The sequence below is a fragment of the Rhodococcus sp. HNM0563 genome (genome assembly GCF_012726195.1).
In the GTDB taxonomy this organism is placed as follows: domain Bacteria; phylum Actinomycetota; class Actinomycetes; order Mycobacteriales; family Mycobacteriaceae; genus Rhodococcus.
This window is the reverse complement of sequence record NZ_JAASAF010000005.1, coordinates 415272-437718: the sequence shown is the minus strand read 5'-3', so window position 1 is coordinate 437718 and position 22447 is coordinate 415272. Positions and strand designations below refer to the sequence as shown.

Genomic DNA, 22447 nt, shown 5'->3' with positions numbered 1-22447 from the left:
CGATGAGTTACGCGACCGATCGGCTCAGCGTTGCCCGATCCGCCGCCTCAGCGTTGCGCGATGGTCTCCGAGGCGTCACTGCCGTCGAGACCCACCACCCAGCCGGTGACCTGCCGCGCGACATCCTGCGCGGTCAAGCCGAGCTCCTGGTGGATCTCTCCCCTCGACCCGTGGTCGAGAAACTCCTGGGGTACCGCGATGTCGCGCGTAGGCACGTCGATGTCGTTGCTGCGCAACGCCGATGACACCGCCGAGCCGACACCGCCGTGGATACCACCGTCCTCGATCGTCACGACCAAGCGGAACGCATCCGCCAGATCGGTCACCGGGTCGGGAACCGGCAGCACCCACCGCGGGTCGACGACAGCGGCGGTGATGCCCTGCTGAGCAAGCCGGTCGGCGGCGTCGAGCGCCAAGGATGCGAACACCCCCACCGCGACGAACAGAACATCGCCCGTTCGACGCTCGGGCATTCGCAGCACATCGACCGTGCCGCCGAGGCGCTCGATCGCGGGAATATCTTCTCCGACAGCGCCCTTCGGGAATCGGAGCACTGTCGGGCCGTCATCGACCCCGAGGGCTTCACCGAGCTCTTCACGCAGAGTGGAGCCGTCGCGCGGCGCTGCCACGCGGATTCCGGGGACGATACCGAGGAGTGACATGTCCCACATGCCGTTGTGGCTCGCGCCGTCCGTGCCTGTGATTCCGGCTCGATCGAGCACCAGCGTCACGGGTTGTTTCAGCAGGGCCACATCCATGAGGAGCTGGTCGAACGCCCGGTTGAGGAACGTCGAATACACCGCGACGACAGGGTGCATGCCGCCGAGCGCAAGGCCCGCCGCGGAGGTCACGGCGTGCTGCTCGGCGATCCCCACATCGAATGTCCGATCGGGGAATCGTTCGCCGAACTTCGCCAGCCCGGTGGGGCCCGCCATCGCGGCAGTGATCGCGACCACGTCTTCACGCGCTTCGGCATGGGCGATGAGTTCGTCCGAGAACACGGACGTCCAGTCAGGTTTCGACGACGACGTTGCGCGCCCCGTACGCGGATCCATCACACCCGTGGCGTGCATCTGGTCGGCCTCATGGTTCTCGGCAGGCGCGTACCCCGCGCCTTTCCTGGTGACCGCGTGCACGATCACCGGACCGCCGTATGCCTTCGCACGGCGCAGGGCGGCTTCGAGTGCGGGCTCGTCGTGACCGTCGACCGGCCCGAGGTATTTGATTCCGAGGTCGGTGAACAGCACCTGCGGGCTCACCGCATCTTTGAGTCCGGTCTTCATCCCGTGCAGCACGGAGTACGCCGCAGCTCCGAGCCACGGGATCTTCTTGACCATGCGGCGACCGTTGTCGAGCGCGCGCTCGTAACCGGGCCGAAGACGGAGCGCAGCCAGGTGTTCGGCGAGACCTCCGATCGTCGGCGCGTACGAGCGGCCGTTGTCGTTGACCACCATCACCAGCGAGCGATTGCTGCCTGCGGCGATGTTGTTGAGCGCTTCCCAGCACATTCCCCCGGTGAGGGCTCCGTCTCCGACCACTGCGACGACGGTACGTTCCTGGCCACTGAGCTGGTATGCCTTCGCGAGACCATCTGCGTAGGACAGCGCGGCCGAGGCATGCGACGACTCGATCCAGTCGTGCTCGCTCTCGGCCCGGCACGGATACCCGGACAGGCCACCGCGCTGCCGCAGTGTGTCGAAGTCGTCCTTGCGGCCGGTGAGAATCTTGTGGACGTAGGCCTGGTGGCCGGTGTCGAACAGGATCGGATCGTGCGGCGAGTCGAACACGCGATGGAGTGCGAGCGTCAACTCGACGACACCGAGGTTGGGGCCGAGGTGTCCCCCGGTTGCCGCCACCTTCTCGACAAGGAAGCCGCGGATCTCACCTGCGAGTTGCGTGACCTCGCTGGGCGAGAGGCGACGCACATCGTCGGGTGACTGGATGCGGGACAGGACACCCAACTGATCTAGCTCCCTCCGGATCGTGATTCCCGCGACGGTGCGCGAGCAGTTACTGCATTCTACGGAGCGGCTGCACGGTTCGGACCGTCACATCACTCACACCGCGAGACGCACAGGTCGGGCGACACATGTGCGCCTCGCTCGATGCCTCTCTACACCTCGGCGGCAGGGGCACGACGGTCGGTCGCGGGCTCCTCGTCGACGATGTCGATCGTGGTGCGCAGCTCACGGTTCGGGATGAGCACCACTGCCACCAGAGTAATGAGTGCGAATCCGGCGGCTACGAGGAAGAGCGTACCCGTGGCGTCGCCATAGGACGTATGCACGACCTCCGCAACCGGCGCGGGGAGCGCGTCGATGTCCAGATTGGCACCGCTGCCGCCGGACGCCGAGGTATCGATGCCCAGTTTCGCGAACCCCTCCGCCGAGAGTGTGGCCACGCGAGCCGCAAGGATCGACCCGAGGATCGACACACCGATCGCGCCGCCGAAGGTGCGGAAGAATGCGACCGAGCTACTTGCTGCGCCGATGTTCTTCACGCTCACAGTGTTCTGAACTGCGAGCACCAGGTTCTGCATCAACATGCCGGTGCCCAGACCCACGATCGCGATGTAGATGCCGATGACCACGAGCGAGGTGGTGTGGTCGAGCGTCCCGAGAAGTGCGAAGCCGACGAACTGGAGCACTGCGCCGCCGACGATGAACGGCTTCCACCGACCGAAACGGGTGATCAGTTGCCCCGACACCATCGAGGAGACCAACGTGCCCGCGACCATCGGGATGGTGAGCAGGCCGGCCGAGGTCGGGCTGAAACCGCGCGCGGTCTGGAAGTACTGGGTGAGGAACGTGGTGGCACCGAACAACCCGACACCGACTGCGATGGATGCGATGATGGCCAGCGCGGTCGTCCGTTCGGTGATGATCTTCAGCGGAATGACCGGATCGGACACCTTCGCCTCGACGAACACCGTCAGCGCAAGAAGCGCAAGACCGGCGAGAACGTAGAGGGCCGATTCGAGAGAGACCCACTCGTAGTAGCCTTCCTTGCCTGCGAACGAGACCCAGATCAGGAGAACGCTGACACCGGCGGTGATCAACGTCGCACCGAGCCAGTCGATCTTCACGTTCGCCTTGCGTTCGGTTGCAATCTTCAGAGTGCGCTGAAGCAGGAACAGTGCCACCACGGCAAGCGGGACACACACGTAGAAGCACCAGCGCCAGCCCAGCGGGCTGTCGACGATCACACCGCCGAGGACCGGACCGCCCGACATCGCGACGGCCATCACCGCACCCATGTAGCCGGAGTACCGGCCGCGCTCACGTGGCGGAATGATGCTGCCGATGATGGCCACGACCAACGCGGTCAGACCGCCCATCCCGATGCCCTGGATGACGCGTGCGCCGAGGAGGATGTTCACATCCTGAGCGAGACCCGCCAGCACGGAGCCGCCGACGAAGATCAGAATCGACAGCTGAACGAGCAGCTTCTTGTTGAACAGGTCGGACAGCTTGCCCCAGATCGGTGTGGACGCCGCATTGGCGAGCAGTGCTGTGGTGATGACCCATGCATATTGAGTCTGCGTGCCCCGGAGGTCGGCGATGATCGTCGGGAGCGCGGTGGAGACGATAGTGCTGCTGAGCAATGCGGTGAACAATGCGGCGAGCAGGCCGGCGAGGATTGCGAGGATCTCGCGGTGGGTCAGGAGCGCTTCTGCATCCTGACCGGTACCGGGCGGCGTCGATGCACCGTCCGTGACTGCGGTTGTACTCATGAACAGATCCTTTGTGCGTTAGGGGTGCCCACGCCGGCGGGAGCAATGGGCCCCAGCGCGTTGTTGAGCCGATCGAGGGCGTCGAGAGCGTCCTCGAGTTGCTGTTCGTTCCAGTCCCCGAGTTGGGTGGCCAGTCGTTCGGTACGCCGATCTCTGATCGCACCCAATATGTCGAGGCCCGCGGACGAGCAGGTCACGAGATGCGCCCGCTTGTCATCGGGGTCGGGATGCTTGTCGACCAAGCCGCGGTCGACGAGCTCACCGATCTGGCGGCTCAACGACGATTGACCGACCTGCATCTCGGCTGCGAGTTCACTCGGACGGCACTGCCCGGTACGAGCGAGGAGGAAGAGCACCCCTGCGAGAGCATTGGGAAGCAGATCGACTTCGCTGTGCGAGAGTGCGGCCCGTAGCGTGCGGCCGAACAGGAAGATGGCGTCGGTGAGCGCGTGGACGGTATCCGGCTGGACGGCGGTCACGCGATCCTCCGATTCTACGAATAATTTGCTTGAGGCATGCAACTATATAATTAGTTGCATGCCTCAAGCAAATACCCCGAATCGGACAGCACTCACGCCCTCACCTGGGACGAATCAGCGTGTGAACAGCGCGAGGCATTCCACGTGGTGTGTCGAAGGAAACGCAGCGAACGCACGCAGATCCGCCAGCTCGAATCCCCGCTCGCGATAGAGGCCGACATCCCGCCCGAACGACGCCGGGTCGCAACCGACATGGATCACTCGCCGAGGTGCCGAATCCGCGATCGCAGCGACGACGTCCTTACCCGCACCGGCGCGCGGCGGATCGAGAATCACCACGTCGGGGGACGCCAGTGCACCGATCATGCGCTCTACCCGCCCGTGCCGAAACGACACCTGCGACAGGTCGGCGAGAGCCTCCGTGCCGTCGTCCACCGCCTGACGGGACGACTCCACCGACTCGATTCGTCCGGACGAACCGACCTGCCCAGCCACCGCTGCCGCGAACACACCCACACCGCCGTAGAGATCCCACACGGTGCTGCCCGCCCCGGCATCCGCCCACTCGCTCACCACGGTCGAGTACATACGCGCAGCCCCTCGATGAGCCTGCCAGAATCCCGTGGCTGCCAGCTGCCATTCCCGTGATCCGACCCGCTCGACGGGACGACCGGACCCCTCGACCACTTTCTCCGCGCGCGGTGCGTTCACTGCAGCACGGCGCGCCGACGCGCCACGCCTGCCCCGGCTACGCCGACCGGTGCGTGAGACCACTGGCGGTGCGATCTCCACCACATGCCGTTCACCGTTCGCGTCGAGGACGACCTGCAGATCGGAACCCGGTTGCCAGACGTGGTCGGGCAGGTCGATGTAGGCGCGTCGGTCGATCTGGGTGCAGCCGAGTTCCGGCACCACGTCGTTGCTGTGGTAACGCCGGTATCCCGGCGTTCCCGCCGCATCGACCGCCAATCGGACCCGCGTCCGCCACCGAGTGCCGTCCGGGGTGCTTCCGGGCACCTCCTCCACGAGAACGTCACGCTCCACCCCGCCCAGACGGCGCAGTTGTTCGGCTACCACGGTCGCCGCAATGTTCCGTTGCGCCGACGGCGTGGCATGCGACATGTCGCAGCAGCCTGCGCCGCCTGGGCCGGAGATGGGGCACGCGCGGTCGACGCGATCGTCCGACGCTTCGACGATTTCCACCGCGTCGGCGAAACAGAAGGAGCCGCCGCGGTCCTCGGTGACGACCGCGAACACCCGCTCCCCCGGCAGGCCGTGTCGCACGAACACCACCCGTCCTTCGTGGCGGGCGACGCAGAAGCCGCCGTGTGCGGGATTGCCGAGCATCAGCTCGATCCGTTGCCCGGACCAGTCGGTTCCTGCGCTCTGCTGACCCTGGCGACTCACTGATCATCCTCCTGTTTTGCGGGCCCGGGACCCGCTTGGTTCTCCAACCCGCGGCGGATCGCCCCCGGCACGGTGTCGACTCGGTCCTTCGGTACCTTCGCAGACGAACGCAACTGCCACGGCACACTCGTGACCATCACTCCCGGCTGGAAGAGCAGTCGACTCTTCAATCGCAGCGCGCTCTGGTTGTGAAGGATCTGCTCCCACCAGTGCCCGACCACGTACTCCGGAATGAATACGGTGACGACGTCGCGCGGGGAATCCCGCCGTACGCGTCGCACGTAATCCAGAACCGGCCGGGTGATCTCGCGATACGGCGACTCGACGACCTTCAACGGTACCGTGATGTCGCTGGCATCCCAGTCCCGGACCAGTTGACGGGTATTGACGTCGTCGACGTTGACCGTGATTGCCTCGAGGGTGTCGGGCCGTGTCGCCCGCGCAAAGGCCAAGGCTCGACGTGTCGGCAGGTGCAGCGTCGACACCAGGACGATCGAGTGTGTGCGGCTCGGCAGTACTCCGTCCCACTCCGCAGCCTCGAGTTCAGCGGCCACGCTGTCGTAGTGACGCCGGATCGCTTTCATCAGCACGAAGATCACCAGAATCATGAGGACCGCGATCCACGCTCCCCCGGAGAATTTGGTGACCAGCACGATGATCAACACCACGGCGGTCGCAATCAAACCGAGACCGTTGATCATGCGTGCGCGGATCATCCGTCCCCGTTCGGACGGATCGGTCTCCACCGCCAAGTGCCGGGTCCAGTGCCGCACCATGCCCGCCTGTCCGAGCGTGAACGCGACGAACACTCCCACGATGTACAGCTGAATCAGCTGGGTGACCCGGGCATCGAAGACCCACACGAACACGATGGCCACACCCGACAGGAACAGGATCCCGTTACTGAACGCCAGCTTGTCACCGCGGGTATGCAGTTGTCGCGGGAGATACCGATTCTGCGCGAGTACCGACGCCAGCGCCGGGAACCCACTGAACGCGGTGTTCGCTGCGAGCAACAGGATCAATGCCGTGGCCACGGTCACGAGGAAGAAACCGACGGGAAAGCCGGCGAACACCGCGTGTGCGAGTTGCGCGACAAGCGTCTTCTGCTCGTACCCCTCCGGGGCGCCCCTCAATTGAGTGGCGGGATGCTCGGCGACCACCACACCGATCCGACCTGCGAGGAACACCACCCCGAGGAACAACGGCACGGCCACCGCGCCGAGCAAAAGCAACGTGGTCGCAGCGTTGCGGGCCTTCGGCTTGCGGAACGCAGGCACTCCCGTGCTGATCGCTTCGACACCCGTGAGAGCGGCACACCCGGACGAGAACGCGCGGGCGATCAGAAACACGAAGGCGATCGCCGTCAGATCCGTCTGCTCCGCCACGAGTTCGAAGTCGGCGGACTCCGCGCGCAGATCGTCCCCGAGCACGAAAATCTGTATGAAGCCCCAGGCGATCATGATGGCCATGGCGGCCATGAACGCGTATGTGGGGATGGCGAACGCGGTTCCCGCCTCCCGCATGCCGCGCAGGTTCATGGCCGTGAGGAGCCCGATCGCCAGGACCGCGAACAACACCTTGTGCTGCGCGACGAACGGCACGGCCGACCCGATGTTTGCTGCGGCCGACGAAATCGACACCGCGAGAATGAGCACGTAGTCCACGAGAAGCGCACTGCCGACCGTCAGCCCGGCGATGGGTCCGAGGTTCTTCGTCGCCACCTCGTAATCGCCACCACCGGACGGGTAGGCACGCACATTCTGCCGGTAACTCGCCACCACTATGACGAGCACGACCGCAACAGCAACGCCGACCCACGGAGTGAAGGCGTATGCCGAGAGTCCCGCCACCGAGAGGACCAGGAATATCTCCTCCGGCGCGTATGCGATCGACGACAGGGCATCGGAGGCGAACACGGGCAGCGCGATGCGCTTGGGAAGCAATGTGTGCCCGAGGGTGTCACTTCGAAACGGCCGACCCAGTAGAAGCCGCTTCGTGGCGGTGGAGAGCTTGGACACGAGCCCAGCCTAAGCCGTACCGGGCCGGTCCCGACCCGCTGTCCGGGTCATTTCGCCCGCTGTTGCCGTCGGAGCGGTACGGTTTCCGTTCGGCAGGACGAGCCGACGAACGGAGTGCGCGGTGTACATGGTGGTCATGGGTTGCGGCCGGGTGGGATCCTCGGTGGCCACCGCGCTGACCCGGCTCGGACACGAGGTGGCGGTCATCGACCGGGACGCAGGGGCGTTCCTTCGACTGGGCGAGCACTTCCCCGGCCACACGGTCGTCGGGATGGGGTTCGACCGCGAGGTCCTCATCGACGCCGGAATCGAACGCGCTGACGCCTTCGCGGCAGTGTCCTCCGGAGACAATTCCAATATCATCGCCGCGCGTACCGCCCGCGAGATCTTCGGTGTGGAACGTGTGGTCGCACGCATCTACGACGCGAAGCGTGCCGCTGTGTACGAGCGGCTCGGAATTCCCACCATCGCCACGGTGCCGTGGACCACAGATCGGCTCCTGCACACCCTCACCCACGAAAGTGAGAATGCGCGCTGGCGTGATCCGACGGGTTCGGTCGCGGTCTGCGAGGTCAACGTCCACGAGGACTGGGTCGGAAGGCGGGTGACCGATCTCGAAGCGGCCACCGGAGCGAGAGTGGCCTTCCTCATCCGGTTCGGTGCGGGGGTGCTCCCGGACCGGAAAACCCTGATCCAGGCCGACGACCAGGTCTACATCGCGGCGGTCTCGGGAACCGTCGCCGAATCGATTGCGCTGGCCGAGAATCCGCCCGCCGACAACGACGAGTGAGGACGTGCCGATGAAGGTGGTCATCGCAGGTGCAGGCGCGGTGGGGCGCTCCATCGCCCGCGAACTTCTGCGCAACGAGCATGAGGTGATGCTCGTCGAGCGCAAGCTCGATCACGTCGACCCCGCGGCAGTGCCGGATGCGAAGTGGGTCCACGGCGATGCCTGTGAGCTCAGTCTCCTCGAGGCCGCAGGACTCGAACATTACGACGTCGTGATCGCAGCGACGGGCGACGACAAGGCAAACCTCGTGCTGAGCCTGCTCGCAACCACGGAGTTCGGAGTGGCGCGTGTGGTTGCCCGCGTCAACGACCCGCGCAACGAATGGCTGTTCGACGAGTCGTGGGGTGTCGACGTGGCGGTCTCCACCCCGAGGATGTTGGCCTCGCTCGTCGAGGAAGCGGTCTCGGTCGGCGATCTCGTGCGGTTGATGACACTGCGGAAGGGCGCGAATCTCGTCGAGATCACGCTCCCGGACACCACCGCTCTTGCAGGCAAACCGGTGCGCAAGCTCGCGTTACCCCGAGACGTCGCGCTCGTGACGATCCTGCGCGGCGACCGCGTGATCGTCCCGCAGGGCGACGATCCGCTCGAAGGAGGGGATGAACTGCTGTTCGTTGCAGCGGAGGACGTCGAAGACGAACTTCGCGCCTTGATCGAGCGTTAGCGCTTCTCGTGCCGCGGGCGGGCATCGTGCGGCGCGGTAGCCGTGTCCGGGGTCGCTGCAGAATCCGCGGCCACCGTAGAGTCCATAGCCCCCGTGGGGTCCGGTTGCCCCTCGTCGTGCTCCATCGTGGACTCCACCAGCCTATCGGCCTTGCGGACAGCCCAGAGGGTCACGAGCAATGCGAGCGCCGTCAATGGCCATCCCATACCGATTCGAGCGGCAGCGAGCCAGCCGGTCTGATCCTCGTCGTAGAGGTGGTTCTGAACGAGATAGCGCGCGATGAACACCAGCGCCCACGCGGCCGTCGCGATGTCGTACGCGCGCACCGCCTCCCGATGGGCACGCCAGCGTGACCCCTGCCCGTTGAGCATCCCCCAGATCACGCCGACGAGGGGCCGGCGCACAAGCACCGACAGCGCGAACGCGCCGCCGTAGACCAGACTCGCGTAGATGCCGAACAGGAAGTAGCCCTTGGCATCGCCCGTCCGGTGCGCAATGAAGGCGCACAGGGCCACACCCATGAATCCGGAGATCGCCGGCTGGATGGGTGTCCGCCGGATCAACCGCCACACGAGCACACCGCAGGCGACTCCGATGGCGGACCAGATCGCGGCAGTCAGGCCCCATACGCTGTTGATGGGCACGAAGACCAGCACGGGCAATGTCGAATACACCAACCCGCTGAGTCCACCGAGTTGTTCGAGAAGGGTCTGCCGACTGGTATCGCTCACGTATACGAGGGTGCCATACTCGGATTCTCTCGACTCCCGCCGAACTGCAGGTCGGTCGATCAGGCCGGATCTCTGAGCTCGTAGTACGGGTTGTAGATGGCTTTGCGGCCCTCCCGCTCGCCGACCCTGCCGCGCACCTGCAGCGTCTTGCCGGGTTCGATGCCGGGTATACGCCGACGCCCGATCCACACCAGCAGGATCGAGTCGGTTCCGTCGAAGAGTTCGGCCTCGACCGACGCAGAAGCAGTCTTCGACGAGGACTCCACACTTCTCAGTCGCCCGAACATCGTCACTTCCTGCCCCCGGGTACAGGACACGACAGGCAACGCGCCCGTCGCGTGTGATGACTCGGCCATCTCCTCGGCGTCGAGGTCTTCGAGATCCTCAGTGAGGCGGCGGGTGAGCCGGCGAATGTAGCCGGCTGCGGCGGATGCCATAGCGCGCTCCTGCAACGGGCGGCACGGGTTTCGCGCCGCGACACTTCCTTCGTCCGCCACTGTAGACCGATCCGCACGGGAGACAACCGAGACCGGGTCGACCGCCTTCGAATCGATTCGGCAGGATCACATTCATGATGCGAGATACCGCTGCTGCACCGTACGATTCCGTCGTTACCGCAGTCCTCCTACCTGGGACGGGGTCCGACGCCAGGTTCGCCGACGATGCCTTCGCCATCCCACTGCAGCGCCGCGGTATCGCCGCGGTCGCAGTCGAGCCGGATCCTCGCGGTGTGGTTGCCGGCTACGTCGAAGCCATGGACCGGGCGGCTCTCGAGGGCCCCGTTCTCGTCGGTGGTGTGTCCATCGGAGCCGCGGTCGCGTTGCACTGGGCGGCCAGGCACCCGGACCTGGCAGTCGGCGTTCTCGCGGCACTCCCTGCCTGGACCGGAAAGCCGGACGATTCCCCCGCCGCAGCGAGTGCCCGCTGGACGGCATCGCAGCTACGTACCCACGGTCTGGAGTCCGTCGCTGCAGCAATGGTCGAGTCGAGTCCGGCGTGGCTCGGAGCCACGTTGTCACGCTCGTGGAGTTCCCAGTGGCCGGATCTTCCCGAGGCGCTGGAAGAGGCCGCGAACTACCGGGCCCTCGACGCCGACGAACTGCGTTCGGTGACGGTGCCCGTCGGGATCACCGCGGCTGTCGACGACGCTGTTCATCCCCTCGAGGTGGGGCGTGAGTGGGACACAGCGCTGCCGTTCGCGGCCCTGACCACGATCTCCCTGGCCGACGTCGGAACGGATCCGGCGGTGCTCGGCGCGGGATGTCTCGCAGCCCTCGACACAGCGGCCCGTACGAAACGGGCCGCCGCGCCGAGGTGATGCGGCGCGATCACGGGGGGGCGAGCCACCGAAGAGCTGATTTCGGGTCAGAAGCCCAATTGCTGCATGGCCGACCCCGACCCACCGGTGCGCGGACGCGGTTGGGGCCGGGCAGGAGGCGCCTGTTGTCCGGCGGCCGGGGCTCCTGGTTGCTGGGGACGAGCCTGTCCTTGCTGCGGCCCGGCTGCTTGGCGCGACGCCTGCTGTTGTTGCTGTTGCGCGGCAACAAGTTGATCCGCAAGCGCCTGAGGAAGGACGACCGGCAGAGGCGTTCGGACGGGATGGGGTTCCTTGCCTCGTCGCACGACGGTGTCGGCAAGTACCGCGTGGGCTGCTGCGACCAGCGGACCGTTCGCGGCGGCGGCTCCGGCGGGACCCGCGGCAACACATCGGATCATCCATCGGTAGCCGTCGACTCCGATGAACCTCATATCCGCATTCGGGGTGCTCCCGTGCAGTTCCCGGCCCCACGGTCCGGTTTCCATGCTCACGGTGGCGTTGTCGTTGCGCAGCGTCTCGGCCAGCTCGGCAGCCACTTCGCGCCATTGGCCGGGCGACTTGGGCGCAGCGTAGGCCGCGACCGTGATCCGGCCGTGCTGCGTTACCAGGTGCACCGCCTGGGGATTCCCGTTGGGCGCCATCTCCACCTGGATCTGGCCGCCCTGCGGAATCGGGACGAGCACGGAGCCGAGGTCGAGGCGGGAGCCACCGACCTCGTCCTCGTCCATCTCGCCGATGTCGTACGGGCCGCCCTCGGCCGCTGCATCGTCGTCGACGTCGTCGTCCGGAGAGGAAGCTCCGATCCGTTCGAATTCGTCGGTCGTCGCGTCAGCGGAGTTGTCGGAGCGGTTCTTACGGCGTCGTCCGAACATGTCAGGACCCTTCTGTCAGGAGGCCTGCGTGGCCACCACTCGAGCCGTGACCAGCGGCACCACGCGGGGTGTCGTCGAGTTCGTCGACCTCGACGAAGTCGACGAGCTCGACCCGCTGCACGAGGAGCTGTGCGATGCGGTCACCCCGTCTCACCTCGAAGGGGTGCTCGGTGTCGTGGTTGATAAGGCACACTTTGATCTCCCCCCGGTAGCCGGCATCGACGGTGCCCGGGGTGTTCACAACGGAAAGTCCGAACTTGGCGGCAAGCCCCGACCGCGGGTGGATCAATCCGACGGTCCCCACCGGCAACGCCACGGCTATTCCGGTTCCGACGAGCACCCGCTGTCCGGGGTCGATCGTCACATCGCAGGTAGCACACAGATCCACGCCCGCGTCACCGGAGTGCGCCCGTGTCGGCATGGGGACGCCCGGGTCGAGACGACGCAGCGGGATGGGGGAAAGGTCGGTCACGTGGACCGAGACTACTCTCCGGATGTCGATGCCCCATCTCGAGGCGACTATCCTGGTGGCGTGTCTGATACCTCCAGCTCCGGCAGCGCCACCGGTTCGTTGACCCACACGCCGACCTACTCCGAACGGTTGTGGGTTCCGATCTGGTGGTGGCCCATCGGTATCGGAATCGCAGCGCTGCTCGCAGCCGAACTGCACATGGGTGCGCCGGGGATGTACGCCTGGGTGCCGTATGCCGCGCTGATCCCGTGCGCGGTGTGGACGCTGGTATGGCTCTCGCGACGGCGTATCGAAGTCATCAACGGTGAGCTCGTGGTCGACCAGGCTCATCTACCGGTGGAATTGATCTCGAGGGGAGTCGTGGTCCCGGGTTCGGCAAAGAGCTCTGCGCTCGGCAGGCAGCTCGATCCGGCCGCGTTCGTGCGGCATCGACCGTGGGTCAAGACGATGGCTCTGATCGTCCTCGACGACCCGGAGGATCCGACCCCGTACTGGTTGATCAGCACGAGGCGGCCTGCGGAACTCCTGGGCGCGCTGGGACACGGGGAGCCTTCGAAGAGCTGACCGCGTAACCCAGCAGGTCTTCCCATGCCGGATGTTTCGATGCCGGATACTTCTACGCCGCCGGATACTTCTACGCCGCCGGATACTTCTACGCCGCAGCCGTGGCCATCTCAGGTCACTGCTGCGGCGTTTCGAAGTCGATTCAGCGCGGAGTCGATTCAGCGCGGGCCCATGGTCACCAGGCGCAGTCACGGCAGATCATCTGTCCGCCCTCCTCGCTCGCAAGGCGGCTTCGGTGATGCACCAAGAAGCAGCTCGAGCAGGTGAATTCATCGGCCTGCTTCGGCACCACCCGCACCGAGAGTTCCTCGCCGGACAGGTCCGCACCCGGGAGCTCGAAGGATTCGGCTGTGTCCGATTCGTCGACGTCCACTACCGCGGACTGCGCCTCGTTGCGCCGTGCCTTCAGTTCTTCGAGTGAGTCTTCCGACACATCGTCGCTATCGGTCCGCCGCGGTGCGTCGTAGTCAGTCGCCATTTCCCTCTTACCTCTAGTCCTCTTACAGGTGCTCGACAGGAACCACCGTGGTGCTCCCGGCCAAGGCAACGCTTGACAGCGCGGTGAAGTTCCCACAGGTATCGGCTCGTCGGTATCCCCGAAATTCCTCGAACCCGAACCCCGTCGCCCTCGTCGATGGACGACGCTCGGCCGCCGAACAATAGCCGACAGAAGAGCTGAATATGCAATCGATTCACGATTCCACCGGAATCGACCGGAAATCGTCACCAACATCACGGTCACCGTGACATTTCTGAGGCGGTACGCCTCCGCCGCACAGACAGACCCGCCCTCTACAGTGAACGACGCATCGCACTCAGCGCGACGAGACGAAAGGCAGGCCTGCGTGGTTTCCCTGATCACCGAAGGCAGTGCAACCGACAAGCGCGGTCGCCCGTTCCATCGTCGCCGGTGGGTTCCCGCCGCGCTCGCGGGCGCGGTTCTCGCCGCGGGCACGATCGTGGTCTGGACCTCGGTACTCACCACGGCCGACACCACCACGAGCACCGTCGCTTGCCCTGCGCCGCCCACCACATCGACCGATCCCGATAGTCCTCCGCCCGCCCCACTCGGCCAGGTGGTGGACCGTTCGACCATGCTCGATGTCGATCCGGCCCCGCTCGCAGCTACCCGGGTGCGGGTGTTCAACGCGAACGGCCAGCGCGGACAGGCATCCACCGTAGCGGCGCAACTCGGCGACTACGGCTTTGCGAGTGCGCCGGACGTGCAAGCGGGCAACGATCCGGTGTACGTCGATCAGAACATGCAATGCCACGGCCAGGTCCGGTTCGGCGAAGCCGGTCGCGCAGCAGCGAATACTGCGCGTCTCGTGGCGCCGTGTGCCGAGCTCATCCTCGACGATCGCCAGGACGACACGGTCGACCTGGCACTGGGCACCTATTTCCGCGACATGACACCGAGCGCTGATGCCGAAGAACTCCTGCGCACGTTGCGGGAGGCACCTGTAGGCGAGAAGTCGGCGCCTCTCGATGTGGAACTCCTCGACGCCGCGCTCAACTCCCCCTGCTGACGGCGCCGACATTCTCGATCAAATTCGGGCAAATTGCTCTTTTCTCCGAAATTCGCCCTCGAATTCGGATCACATTCCCAGTGTTATCCGAACGAGAAGTCGTCGGCGCTGTCAGTCGGGAAGCGGTGCGATCGCCCCAATTTTCGTAAGCGCCGCGGCGAACGCTTCCGCAATGCCGGGCGCCGCGGCAGTCATGATCTCGCCGTCGTCGCCGAACCCCGTCGGCAGTCGGACCTCGGCCCCTGCTTCGGAGGCAATGAGCGCGCCTGCCGCCCAATCCCAAGGATTGAGCCCGTGTTCGTAGTGGGCGTCCACGCTCCCCGACGCGACCATGCACAGATCCAGGGCCGCAGCCCCGATACGCCGGATATCTCGTACCTGTGGCAGCAGTTCTGCAACAATCTTCCCTTGGCTCGCTCGGCGCGTTGCCGAGTACGAGAATCCGGTGGCCACGAGCGCCAGGCCCAGATCGGTCACCGGCGTGCAGCGCAGCGTCGTCACCACCCCGTCCGCGCCGGTACATGTCGCGCCGAGTCCCACCGCCGCCGAGTAGAGGCGATCCGCCGCGACATCGACCACAGCACCTGCCACCGAAACCCCATCGATTCGGGCCGCGACACTCACTGCATAGGCAGCAATCCCGTAGACGAAATTCACCGTGCCGTCGATGGGGTCGACCACCCACTGGACCCCGGTCACTCCCCCGCCGTCCTCGTCGGCACCGTGGCCTCCCCCACTTTCTTCGCCGAGGAACCCGTCACCGGGTCTCAACTGCCCGAGCCGAGTTCGGATGAGGTCCTCGGACTCGGTGTCGGCGATGGTGACCGGATCGGTGTCGGTGGACTTCGTCTGCACAGAGTGGCCCTCACCACCCGGCGACCGGGCCGATCCGAACAGCTCGGCACGGCGGCGTCGCACATGCGCTGCCGCTTCCTGTGCAACGGTGACGGCGACCGCTCGAAGCTCGGCGAGGTCGGATTCGGAGACAGCACGGGAATCGATGGCATCTGACACTCGACCATCGGAACACACGCGCATCCTCCGCACCACCCGCACAGAACGGGACTTCCAACTATCGTTGCCCCACAAGCATTGCGGCCGACCGACCACCGTTGCGCACCTACCCCGAGAGTGAGCACCTCATGACGCAGCCGACACCCCCCACCCCGAGCGATTCTGCCGACGTGGGATTCGGCGTCGACGTCGGTGGCAGCGGAGTCAAAGGCGGCCTGGTCGACCTGTCCACCGGTCAGTTGATCGGCGACCGGATCAAGATCCTCACGCCGCAACCGTCGACTCCCGACGCCGTGGCCGAGACAGTGGCCGAGATCGTCCGGCAGGCGAGATGGGACGGCCCCGTGGGTATCACCCTCCCGAGCGTGGTGACCGCAGGCGTCGCCCGGACCGCGGCAAATATCGATTCGTCGTGGATCGGGACGGACGCACGGGCGCTGTTCGGGTCCGTCCTCGACGAACGAGCTGTCACGGTCCTCAACGACGCCGATGCCGCGGGTATCGCCGAGGATCGGTTCGGCGCGGCGGCCGACACCGACGGCGTGGTCATCCTCCTGACCTTCGGTACCGGCATCGGCTCGGCAGTACTGCACAACGGCGTCCTTCTGCCGAACACCGAGTTGGGGCACATGGAGATCGACGGGAAAGAAGCCGAGCATCGTGCAGCCTCCTCCGTCAAGGAACGCCACGACTGGTCCTACAAACGGTGGGCTCGTGAAGTCTCGCTGGTCCTCGAACGTTTCGAGGCCCTGCTGTGGCCCGACCTGTTCATCGCGGGCGGTGGTATCAGCCGCAAGCACGAGAAGTGGATTCCGCTGCTGACGAACGACACTCCCGTGGTCCCGGCCAAACTACGCAATACAGCGGGGATCGTCGGCGCTGCATACGCTGCGAAAACAGGCGCGACTCCTTGAGTCCGACACATCCTCGGTCACAGGGATCGTTACAATGGTGCACAGCCGGCCGGAACCCGGCCTGATCCCGACAGACCTCTCCGCCGGAACACCTCTGGCGCGACGCCGCACTACCTCGTCACGAAAGGGCGTACGTGGCAGCCACCGACATCCACACCGCTGATTCACAGAAGGAATCGGCACCCGTCGCGGACGCTTCGGGCGCCGCTGACGCTACAGACACTGCGACACCCGCAGCAAAGCCACCGGCCAAGAAGGCCGCCGCGAAGAAGGCCCCCGCCAAGAAGGCCGCGGCGAAGAAGGCACCCGCCAAGAAGGCTGCCAAGAAGACCGCGGCGAAGAAGACCGCAGCCAAGGGCGGGAAGGCCGGGGACGACGAGTTCGACGGCGCGGGCGAACCGGAGCTCGAAGACATCGACGTCTCGGAAGGCGAACTGGTCGCCGACGACGCGTCGGTCGAAGACGACGAACCCAGCGAAAAAGACAAGGCGTCCGGCGACTTCGTCTGGGACGAAGAGGAATCCGAAGCCCTCCGTCAGGCGCGCAAGGATGCCGAGCTCACCGCCTCCGCCGACTCGGTTCGTGCCTATCTCAAGCAGATCGGCAAGGTTGCGCTCCTCAACGCCGAGGAGGAGGTCGAACTCGCCAAGCGCATCGAAGCAGGCCTCTACGCCACGTTCCGTCTGCAAGAACTCGCCGCGAAGGGCGAGAAACTCCCGGTGGCCCAGCGCCGCGACATGAACTGGATCTGCCGCGACGGCAATCGCGCCAAGAATCATCTTCTCGAAGCGAACCTTCGCCTGGTCGTCTCGCTCGCCAAGCGGTACACCGGTCGCGGCATGGCCTTCCTCGACCTCATCCAGGAAGGCAACCTGGGTCTCATCCGGGCCGTGGAGAAGTTCGACTACACCAAGGGCTACAAGTTCTCGACCTACGCGACGTGGTGGATCCGTCAGGCCATCACCCGCGCGATGGCCGACCAGGCCCGCACCATTCGCATCCCGGTGCACATGGTCGAGGTCATCAACAAGCTCGGTCGAATCCAGCGCGAGCTGCTCCAGGATCTGGGTCGCGAGCCCACGCCCGAAGAGCTTGCGAAGGAAATGGACATCACGCCGGAGAAGGTGCTGGAGATCCAGCAGTACGCGCGTGAACCCATTTCGCTCGACCAGACCATCGGCGACGAGGGCGACAGTCAGCTCGGCGACTTCATCGAAGACTCCGAGGCTGTCGTCGCAGTTGACGCCGTGTCGTTCACGCTGCTGCAGGATCAGCTGCAGTCCGTCCTCGAGACGCTCTCCGAGCGTGAGGCCGGCGTCGTCCGGCTGCGCTTCGGCCTCACCGACGGTCAGCCACGCACTCTCGACGAGATCGGCCAGGTCTACGGGGTGACCCGTGAACGCATTCGCCAGATCGAGTCGAAGACCATGTCGAAGCTGCGCCACCCGTCGCGGTCGCAGGTCCTGCGCGACTACCTCGACTAGTCACCTCGCCCGCCCCGGAGGCGAGCCGCGCTGTCCGAAAGGGGCGGAGGGACGTCGTCGTCCCTCCGCCCCTCCTCGCGAGAGCCGATCATACGGGTGCGAATCGTCCGTCGTCTCCCGGGCGATAGTCGACGACTTCCACGATCGCGTCGACCGGTAGCGGCCCGTACAGATGTGGAAACCTCATCGACTCGGGGTCCGTAGGCACACCCGGTTCGAACCGCACGTCGTCGATCAGTCGAGACGGGTCGATCCGGAGGAGAACAAGGTCCGTGCGGCCATGGAACAAGCGATTCGCTGGAAGGTGGACCTGATCGGGCGTCGACAGATGCACGAATCCCACCTCGGTCAGTGAAGGTGGTGTCACGGCGCCTTCCTCACGGGCACGGAACCACTCGTCGCGCGGGCAGATGTGCAGCAGAACTTCACTCATGCCCCATTGTTCGCATCGCCGGAGCGCGGACGATTCGTCGACGCGCCGTACCCGCTGCTGCGCTGTGAGCGAACAGCTGCGCCGGGGAGCACGAGAGCAGATCAGCAAACGCCCACGTCCTGGTGTTTCTCAGTGTCCATTCGTGAAACACAACACGAATGGACGATCAGGGGAACAACCCACGAACGCGAATCGTCTGTAAGAGTAGATCTACCGCGCTACCCCCGGCGCGGCGGACCAGACCCCAGGCGACCGTTGTCGAAGGTGGCCAGTTTGGAGGAGTCATGCCCGGTACGTTGACCACCCCGAAGTTGACCGCCGCCGACAGGTGCGATCGCTGCAACGCAGCCGCTCGCGTACGCGCTGTCCTTCCCACAGGCGGCGAACTGTTGTTCTGCGGTCATCACGCAAACGAACACACCGATCGGCTCCGTGAGCTCGGTGCCACGATCGTCACCGAGGCCGACGCCACCGTCTGATCCGCCGTCCGGAGCCCACGGTTCCGCGACTCGACCCCGCATACGGGCGACTACCTTTCGGTAGTCGCCCGTATCGTCGTTCATGGACGGTTTGTCGCCGACAGCAGGGGCGTCACCAGCTCCGCAGAATCGCGATGCGATCGCGCAACTGCTCGGCGCTCGCCATTGCGGTCGGCGGCCCACCGCACTGACGTCGCAGCTCCCCGTGGATCACGCCGTGTGGTTTACGAGTGCGGTGGTGCACGACCGCTACCAAGGAATTGAGTTCGCGCCGCAGCTGGGGCAGCTCATCGGCCGCAGCGATCCGTTCGGCCACCTGCTGCGGTGGACTCGGCGTCTGCTGGGCCGCAGGTTTGTCGAGCTGCTTCTCCTGTCTCTGACGCAGCAACGCTCTCATCTGGTCTGCATCAAGTAGCCCAGGCAGGCCGAGATAGTCCGCTTCCTCGTCGCTACCCGAGAACGTGGCAGTGCCGAAGGACGAACCGTCGTAGATCACCTGATCGAGCTCGGCCTCCGCACCGATCGAGGTATAGGCCTTCTCGTCCTCGCCCGGCTCGTCCTTCCTGCGATTGGCGTCGGCGAGCAGTTCGTCGTCGAAGCCTTCTTTGACTCGATGCGGTTTTCCCAGGACATGGTCGCGCTGTGCCTCGAGCTGACTGGCGAGTTCGAGCAGCACCGGTACCGACGGGAGGAACACACTGGCCGTCTCCCCCTTCTGCCTCGCACGCACGAAACGCCCGATCGCCTGAGCAAAGAACAGCGGAGTCGAGGCGCTGGTCGCATACACGCCGACGGCGAGCCTGGGGACATCGACTCCCTCGGACACCATTCGGACTGCCACCATCCACCGTTGGGTGCCCGCGCTGAACTCTGAAATACGCGACGATGCGGTGGGATCGTCGGAAAGGACGACGGCAGGCGGCTCACCCGTGAGGCGTTCGAGAGTCTTCGCATACGCACGAGCGACAGTCTGATCGGTCGCGATGACGAGGCCGCCCGCGTCCGGCATGCCGCCCGCGCGCAACTGCTCGAGGCGGGTGTTGGCGGCACCCAGCACGGCAGGCACCCAGTCACCCTCCGGGTCCAGCGCGGTACGCCAGGCGCGCGCCGTGTGCTCGGCGCTGAGCGGCTCACCGAGCCTGGCGGTGTATTCCTCCCCCGCACTGGTTCTCCACCTGGCTTCGCCGGAGTAGGCGAGGAACACGACCGGCCGGACGACGCCATCTGCAAGTGCATCGGAATATCCGTACGCGTGGTCGGCCTTCGATTGCATCAGGCCTTCCTCGTTCGGTTCGTACGTCACGAACGGAATGGCACTGTCGTCGCTACGGAACGGGGTGCCTGTCAGCGCCAGTCTGCGTGTCGCATCTCCGAACGCCTCGAGAATTCCCTCCCCCCAGCTCTTGGCGTCACCACCGTGGTGGATCTCGTCGAGGATGACCAGCGTGCGGCGCGCTTCGGTGCGAACACGGTGCTTGAACGGGTGGGAAGCGATCTGCGCATAGGTCACGACGACGCCCTGGTAGTCGCTCGAGGTCTGCCCTGTGGAGTTCGTGAAGTTCGAGTCCAGGGCGATGCCGAGTCGGGCCGCTGCGGACGACCACTGGTGCTTGAGGTGTTCGGTGGGGGCAACGACCGTGACCTGGTCGACGGTCCGGTCCTTCAACAGTTCCGACGCGACCCTCAGCGCGAATGTGGTCTTGCCCGCCCCCGGCGTGGCCACCGCGAGGAAATCGCGAGGTTTGGTGGCGAGGTACTTGGTCAGGGCGCGACGCTGCCATGCGCGCAGCTGTCCTCCGGGGGCGGAGGTCGTAGCTTGTCCGACGGTTTCAGTGCTCACCGGTTCTTCGTGCTCCTTGTCCGCTCAACTCCGGTCTGTGACGGCAGGACTGGCCAACCGATCACCGACCGCCATGCAGCCTATCGCCTCGGCCCCGCGATCGACGCCCCGAACCGCCAGGCCGACGACGAGGGAAAGTGACGGTCGTGACAGAATCCGAAGTACCGACAACCGCATGTGGTGCGCGCATCGCGGCGTGTCATCAGGAATGCTGGAAGTAGATGAACGCCACAGCTGTGCCCCACGTGCCCGGACCGCGCCGCATCGGGCGCGCGGTACGGGCGTGCGGTCGGGTCTTCGGTCACACTGCGCAGTCCGCGTGGGATCACTCGATCTTCAGCAAGGCCGCGACCGCCGCGTTCTGGCAGACCCTGTCGCTCCCCCCGCTACTCCTGGGACTGCTCGGCAGCCTCGGTTACGTGGGCGGATGGTTCGGACCCGACATTCCCAACATCATCGTGTCCAAGATCGTCACGTTCACACGCACCGCATTCAGCGACAGCGTCGTCGATGAGATCATCGCGCCGACGGTCTACGACGTGCTCAACCGTGGACGCGCGGATGTGATGTCATTGGGCTTTCTCCTGTCGCTCTGGGCAGGATCTTCGGCCGTCGCCACGTTCGTGGATTCGATCGTCGAGGCGCACGGGCAACAGGACCATCGTCACCCGGTCTGGCAGCGAGTGTTCGGTCTGCTGCTGTACGTGATGTTTCTCATCCTGGCGGTCATCACGTTGCCCTTGGTGGCACTGGGGCCGACGATGATCGGCCGATTGCTACCCCAGTCGTGGTACTCGGTGGGTTCGCAGATCGTCGACACCTTCTACTACCCGGCTGTCGGTCTGCTCCTGCTCATTGCCCTGACCACTCTGTACAAAGTGGCCTTGCCGAAGACTCTGCCGTGGCATCGCCTGCTCGGCGGAGCAGTACTCGCAGGGGCGTTCTTCATTCTCGCGAGCGCAGGCCTGCGCAGGTACCTGACCTGGATTGCCGAACACGGGTACACCTATGGCGCACTGGCCGCGCCCATTGCGTTCCTGCTGTTCACATTCTTCCTCGGCTTCGCGGTGGTGATCGGTGCCGAGTTCAATGCCACGATCCAGGAGATGTGGCCTGCGCGAGCAACACGGATCGAACAGTGGCGTGTGTGGCTCGCCGAGCAGGCGGACAAGCAGCCGTCGCCCGAGGAGGGTCCGGTCACCAACCTGACACGTCGGATCACCATGGCGAGTCCTATCCGGCTCACCGATCTTCTTCGTTCCGATCAACTGCCCGGCTACGACGACGCGTGTCCGTCCGACGAAGGTGGGCCCGACACATGCCCGGTCGACAGGCCGGATCCCTCCGGAGGATCCAGGCACGACGAAACGGCCGAGGAGGCATCGAGCACCTCGGCCGATGGTGGTCCGGTTTCGCCGCGAGGACCGGGGGCAGTGGAGCGTGAGTCCCTGACCCGACTTCCTCAGTCGCCCTTGCGCAGGCCCTCGTAGACCTTCTTGCACTCGGGGCACACCGGCGAACCAGGCTTCGGCGACATGGTCACCGGAAAGACCTCACCACACAGTGCAACAACGTGGGTCCCCATGACGGCGCTCTCTGCGATCTTGTCCTTCTTCACGTAGTGGAAGAACTTGGGGGTGTCGTCGCTGGTGGTTTCGTCGGTGGTGGTATCCGGCCGTTCCTTGATATCCGTGCTCACGTGT

At 65.4% G+C, this 22447-nt stretch carries 23 protein-coding genes; 9 read left to right on the top strand and 14 right to left on the bottom strand.

Annotation, left to right across the window (positions count from 1 at the left end; all coding sequences use genetic code 11):
* Positions 1-47: 47 nt before the first annotated feature.
* From dxs to HCA61_RS14285, 5 genes are all read right to left on the bottom strand, one after another.
* Entirely contained in the window at positions 48-1961 is a 1914-nt protein-coding gene (gene dxs, locus HCA61_RS14305) for a 1-deoxy-D-xylulose-5-phosphate synthase (RefSeq protein WP_169688828.1), read from the bottom strand.
* A 152-nt stretch (positions 1962-2113) separates the two neighbouring features.
* On the bottom strand, positions 2114-3733 hold the full coding sequence (locus HCA61_RS14300) for an MDR family MFS transporter (RefSeq protein WP_169688827.1): 1620 nt from the start codon (positions 3731-3733) through the stop codon (positions 2114-2116).
* A complete protein-coding gene (locus HCA61_RS14295) occupies positions 3730-4212 on the bottom strand; it encodes a MarR family winged helix-turn-helix transcriptional regulator (protein WP_169688826.1) in 483 nt (160 codons plus the stop codon). The genes HCA61_RS14300 and HCA61_RS14295 overlap by 4 nt, the downstream gene beginning before the upstream one ends.
* 114 nt (positions 4213-4326) lie before the next feature.
* The gene (locus HCA61_RS14290; protein ID WP_169688930.1) at positions 4327-5559 is read right to left on the bottom strand and encodes a TRAM domain-containing protein; all 1233 of its coding nucleotides are present in this window, start codon (positions 5557-5559) and stop codon (positions 4327-4329) included.
* Between the two features lie 56 nt (positions 5560-5615).
* Positions 5616-7640: an APC family permease gene (locus tag HCA61_RS14285; protein ID WP_169688825.1), complete on the bottom strand. Its 2025-nt coding sequence runs from the start codon at positions 7638-7640 to the stop codon at positions 5616-5618.
* A gap of 121 nt (positions 7641-7761) precedes the next feature.
* Here HCA61_RS14285 and HCA61_RS14280 point away from each other — a divergent pair, with 121 nt between their 5' ends.
* A complete protein-coding gene (locus HCA61_RS14280; RefSeq protein WP_169688824.1) occupies positions 7762-8430 on the top strand; it encodes a TrkA family potassium uptake protein in 669 nt (222 codons plus the stop codon).
* Between the two features lie 10 nt (positions 8431-8440).
* Entirely contained in the window at positions 8441-9094 is a 654-nt protein-coding gene (locus HCA61_RS14275; protein WP_169688823.1) for a TrkA family potassium uptake protein, read from the top strand.
* Here HCA61_RS14275 and HCA61_RS14270 read toward each other — a convergent pair.
* On the bottom strand, positions 9091-9825 hold the full coding sequence (locus HCA61_RS14270; protein WP_169688822.1) for a DUF3159 domain-containing protein: 735 nt from the start codon (positions 9823-9825) through the stop codon (positions 9091-9093). The genes HCA61_RS14275 and HCA61_RS14270 overlap by 4 nt on opposite strands.
* Before the next feature lie 59 nt (positions 9826-9884).
* Positions 9885-10262, bottom strand: coding sequence for an OB-fold nucleic acid binding domain-containing protein (locus tag HCA61_RS14265; protein WP_169688821.1), 378 nt, complete (start codon positions 10260-10262; stop codon positions 9885-9887).
* A 134-nt stretch (positions 10263-10396) separates the two neighbouring features.
* On the opposite strand from HCA61_RS14265, the gene HCA61_RS14260 reads away from it, so the two are divergent.
* Positions 10397-11143, top strand: a complete 747-nt coding sequence (locus tag HCA61_RS14260) for an alpha/beta hydrolase (protein ID WP_240959294.1) — start codon at positions 10397-10399, stop codon at positions 11141-11143.
* A gap of 47 nt (positions 11144-11190) precedes the next feature.
* Here HCA61_RS14260 and HCA61_RS14255 read toward each other — a convergent pair whose 3' ends face one another.
* Complete coding sequence (locus HCA61_RS14255; RefSeq protein WP_169688820.1) at positions 11191-12015, bottom strand: DUF3710 domain-containing protein; 825 nt, start codon at positions 12013-12015, stop codon at positions 11191-11193.
* 1 nt (position 12016) lies between these two features.
* Positions 12017-12487 carry a dUTP diphosphatase gene (gene dut / locus HCA61_RS14250; protein ID WP_169688819.1) on the bottom strand — a complete coding sequence of 157 codons (471 nt, stop codon included), beginning with the start codon at positions 12485-12487 and terminating at the stop codon, positions 12017-12019.
* A gap of 60 nt (positions 12488-12547) precedes the next feature.
* Between dut and HCA61_RS14245 the strand changes: the two genes are divergently transcribed.
* On the top strand, positions 12548-13051 hold the full coding sequence (locus HCA61_RS14245) for a DUF3093 domain-containing protein (protein WP_247274179.1): 504 nt from the start codon (positions 12548-12550) through the stop codon (positions 13049-13051).
* Positions 13052-13226: 175 nt separating this feature from the next.
* On the opposite strand, the gene HCA61_RS14240 is transcribed toward HCA61_RS14245, so the two are convergent.
* Complete coding sequence (locus HCA61_RS14240) at positions 13227-13529, bottom strand: DUF4193 domain-containing protein (protein WP_054714450.1); 303 nt, start codon at positions 13527-13529, stop codon at positions 13227-13229.
* Between the two features lie 367 nt (positions 13530-13896).
* Here HCA61_RS14240 and cei point away from each other — a divergent pair, with 367 nt between their 5' ends.
* Entirely contained in the window at positions 13897-14580 is a 684-nt protein-coding gene (gene cei / locus HCA61_RS14235) for an envelope integrity protein Cei (protein ID WP_169688818.1), read from the top strand.
* 111 nt (positions 14581-14691) lie between these two features.
* Here cei and HCA61_RS14230 read toward each other — a convergent pair whose 3' ends face one another.
* Complete coding sequence (locus HCA61_RS14230) at positions 14692-15618, bottom strand: inositol monophosphatase family protein (protein ID WP_169688817.1); 927 nt, start codon at positions 15616-15618, stop codon at positions 14692-14694.
* A gap of 104 nt (positions 15619-15722) precedes the next feature.
* Here HCA61_RS14230 and ppgK point away from each other — a divergent pair, with 104 nt between their 5' ends.
* Positions 15723-16508 (top strand): polyphosphate--glucose phosphotransferase, encoded by a 786-nt coding sequence (gene ppgK, locus HCA61_RS14225; RefSeq protein ID WP_169688816.1) that lies wholly within the window; start codon positions 15723-15725, stop codon positions 16506-16508.
* Between the two features lie 134 nt (positions 16509-16642).
* Positions 16643-17992, top strand: a complete 1350-nt coding sequence (locus HCA61_RS14220) for an RNA polymerase sigma factor (protein ID WP_169688815.1) — start codon at positions 16643-16645, stop codon at positions 17990-17992.
* An 88-nt stretch (positions 17993-18080) separates the two neighbouring features.
* Here HCA61_RS14220 and HCA61_RS14215 read toward each other — a convergent pair whose 3' ends face one another.
* Positions 18081-18425, bottom strand: a complete 345-nt coding sequence (locus HCA61_RS14215; RefSeq protein ID WP_169688814.1) for a DUF952 domain-containing protein — start codon at positions 18423-18425, stop codon at positions 18081-18083.
* A gap of 284 nt (positions 18426-18709) precedes the next feature.
* Between HCA61_RS14215 and HCA61_RS14210 the strand changes: the two genes are divergently transcribed.
* Positions 18710-18904 (top strand): hypothetical protein, encoded by a 195-nt coding sequence (locus HCA61_RS14210; protein ID WP_169688813.1) that lies wholly within the window; start codon positions 18710-18712, stop codon positions 18902-18904.
* 112 nt (positions 18905-19016) lie between these two features.
* Here HCA61_RS14210 and HCA61_RS14205 read toward each other — a convergent pair whose 3' ends face one another.
* Complete coding sequence (locus HCA61_RS14205; RefSeq protein ID WP_169688812.1) at positions 19017-20744, bottom strand: DEAD/DEAH box helicase; 1728 nt, start codon at positions 20742-20744, stop codon at positions 19017-19019.
* A 221-nt stretch (positions 20745-20965) separates the two neighbouring features.
* On the opposite strand from HCA61_RS14205, the gene HCA61_RS14200 reads away from it, so the two are divergent.
* On the top strand, positions 20966-22234 hold the full coding sequence (locus HCA61_RS14200; RefSeq protein WP_169688811.1) for a YihY/virulence factor BrkB family protein: 1269 nt from the start codon (positions 20966-20968) through the stop codon (positions 22232-22234).
* Here HCA61_RS14200 and HCA61_RS14195 read toward each other — a convergent pair.
* Positions 22207-22443 carry a DUF3039 domain-containing protein gene (locus HCA61_RS14195; protein ID WP_169688810.1) on the bottom strand — a complete coding sequence of 79 codons (237 nt, stop codon included), beginning with the start codon at positions 22441-22443 and terminating at the stop codon, positions 22207-22209. The genes HCA61_RS14200 and HCA61_RS14195 overlap by 28 nt on opposite strands.
* Positions 22444-22447: the final 4 nt, after the last annotated feature.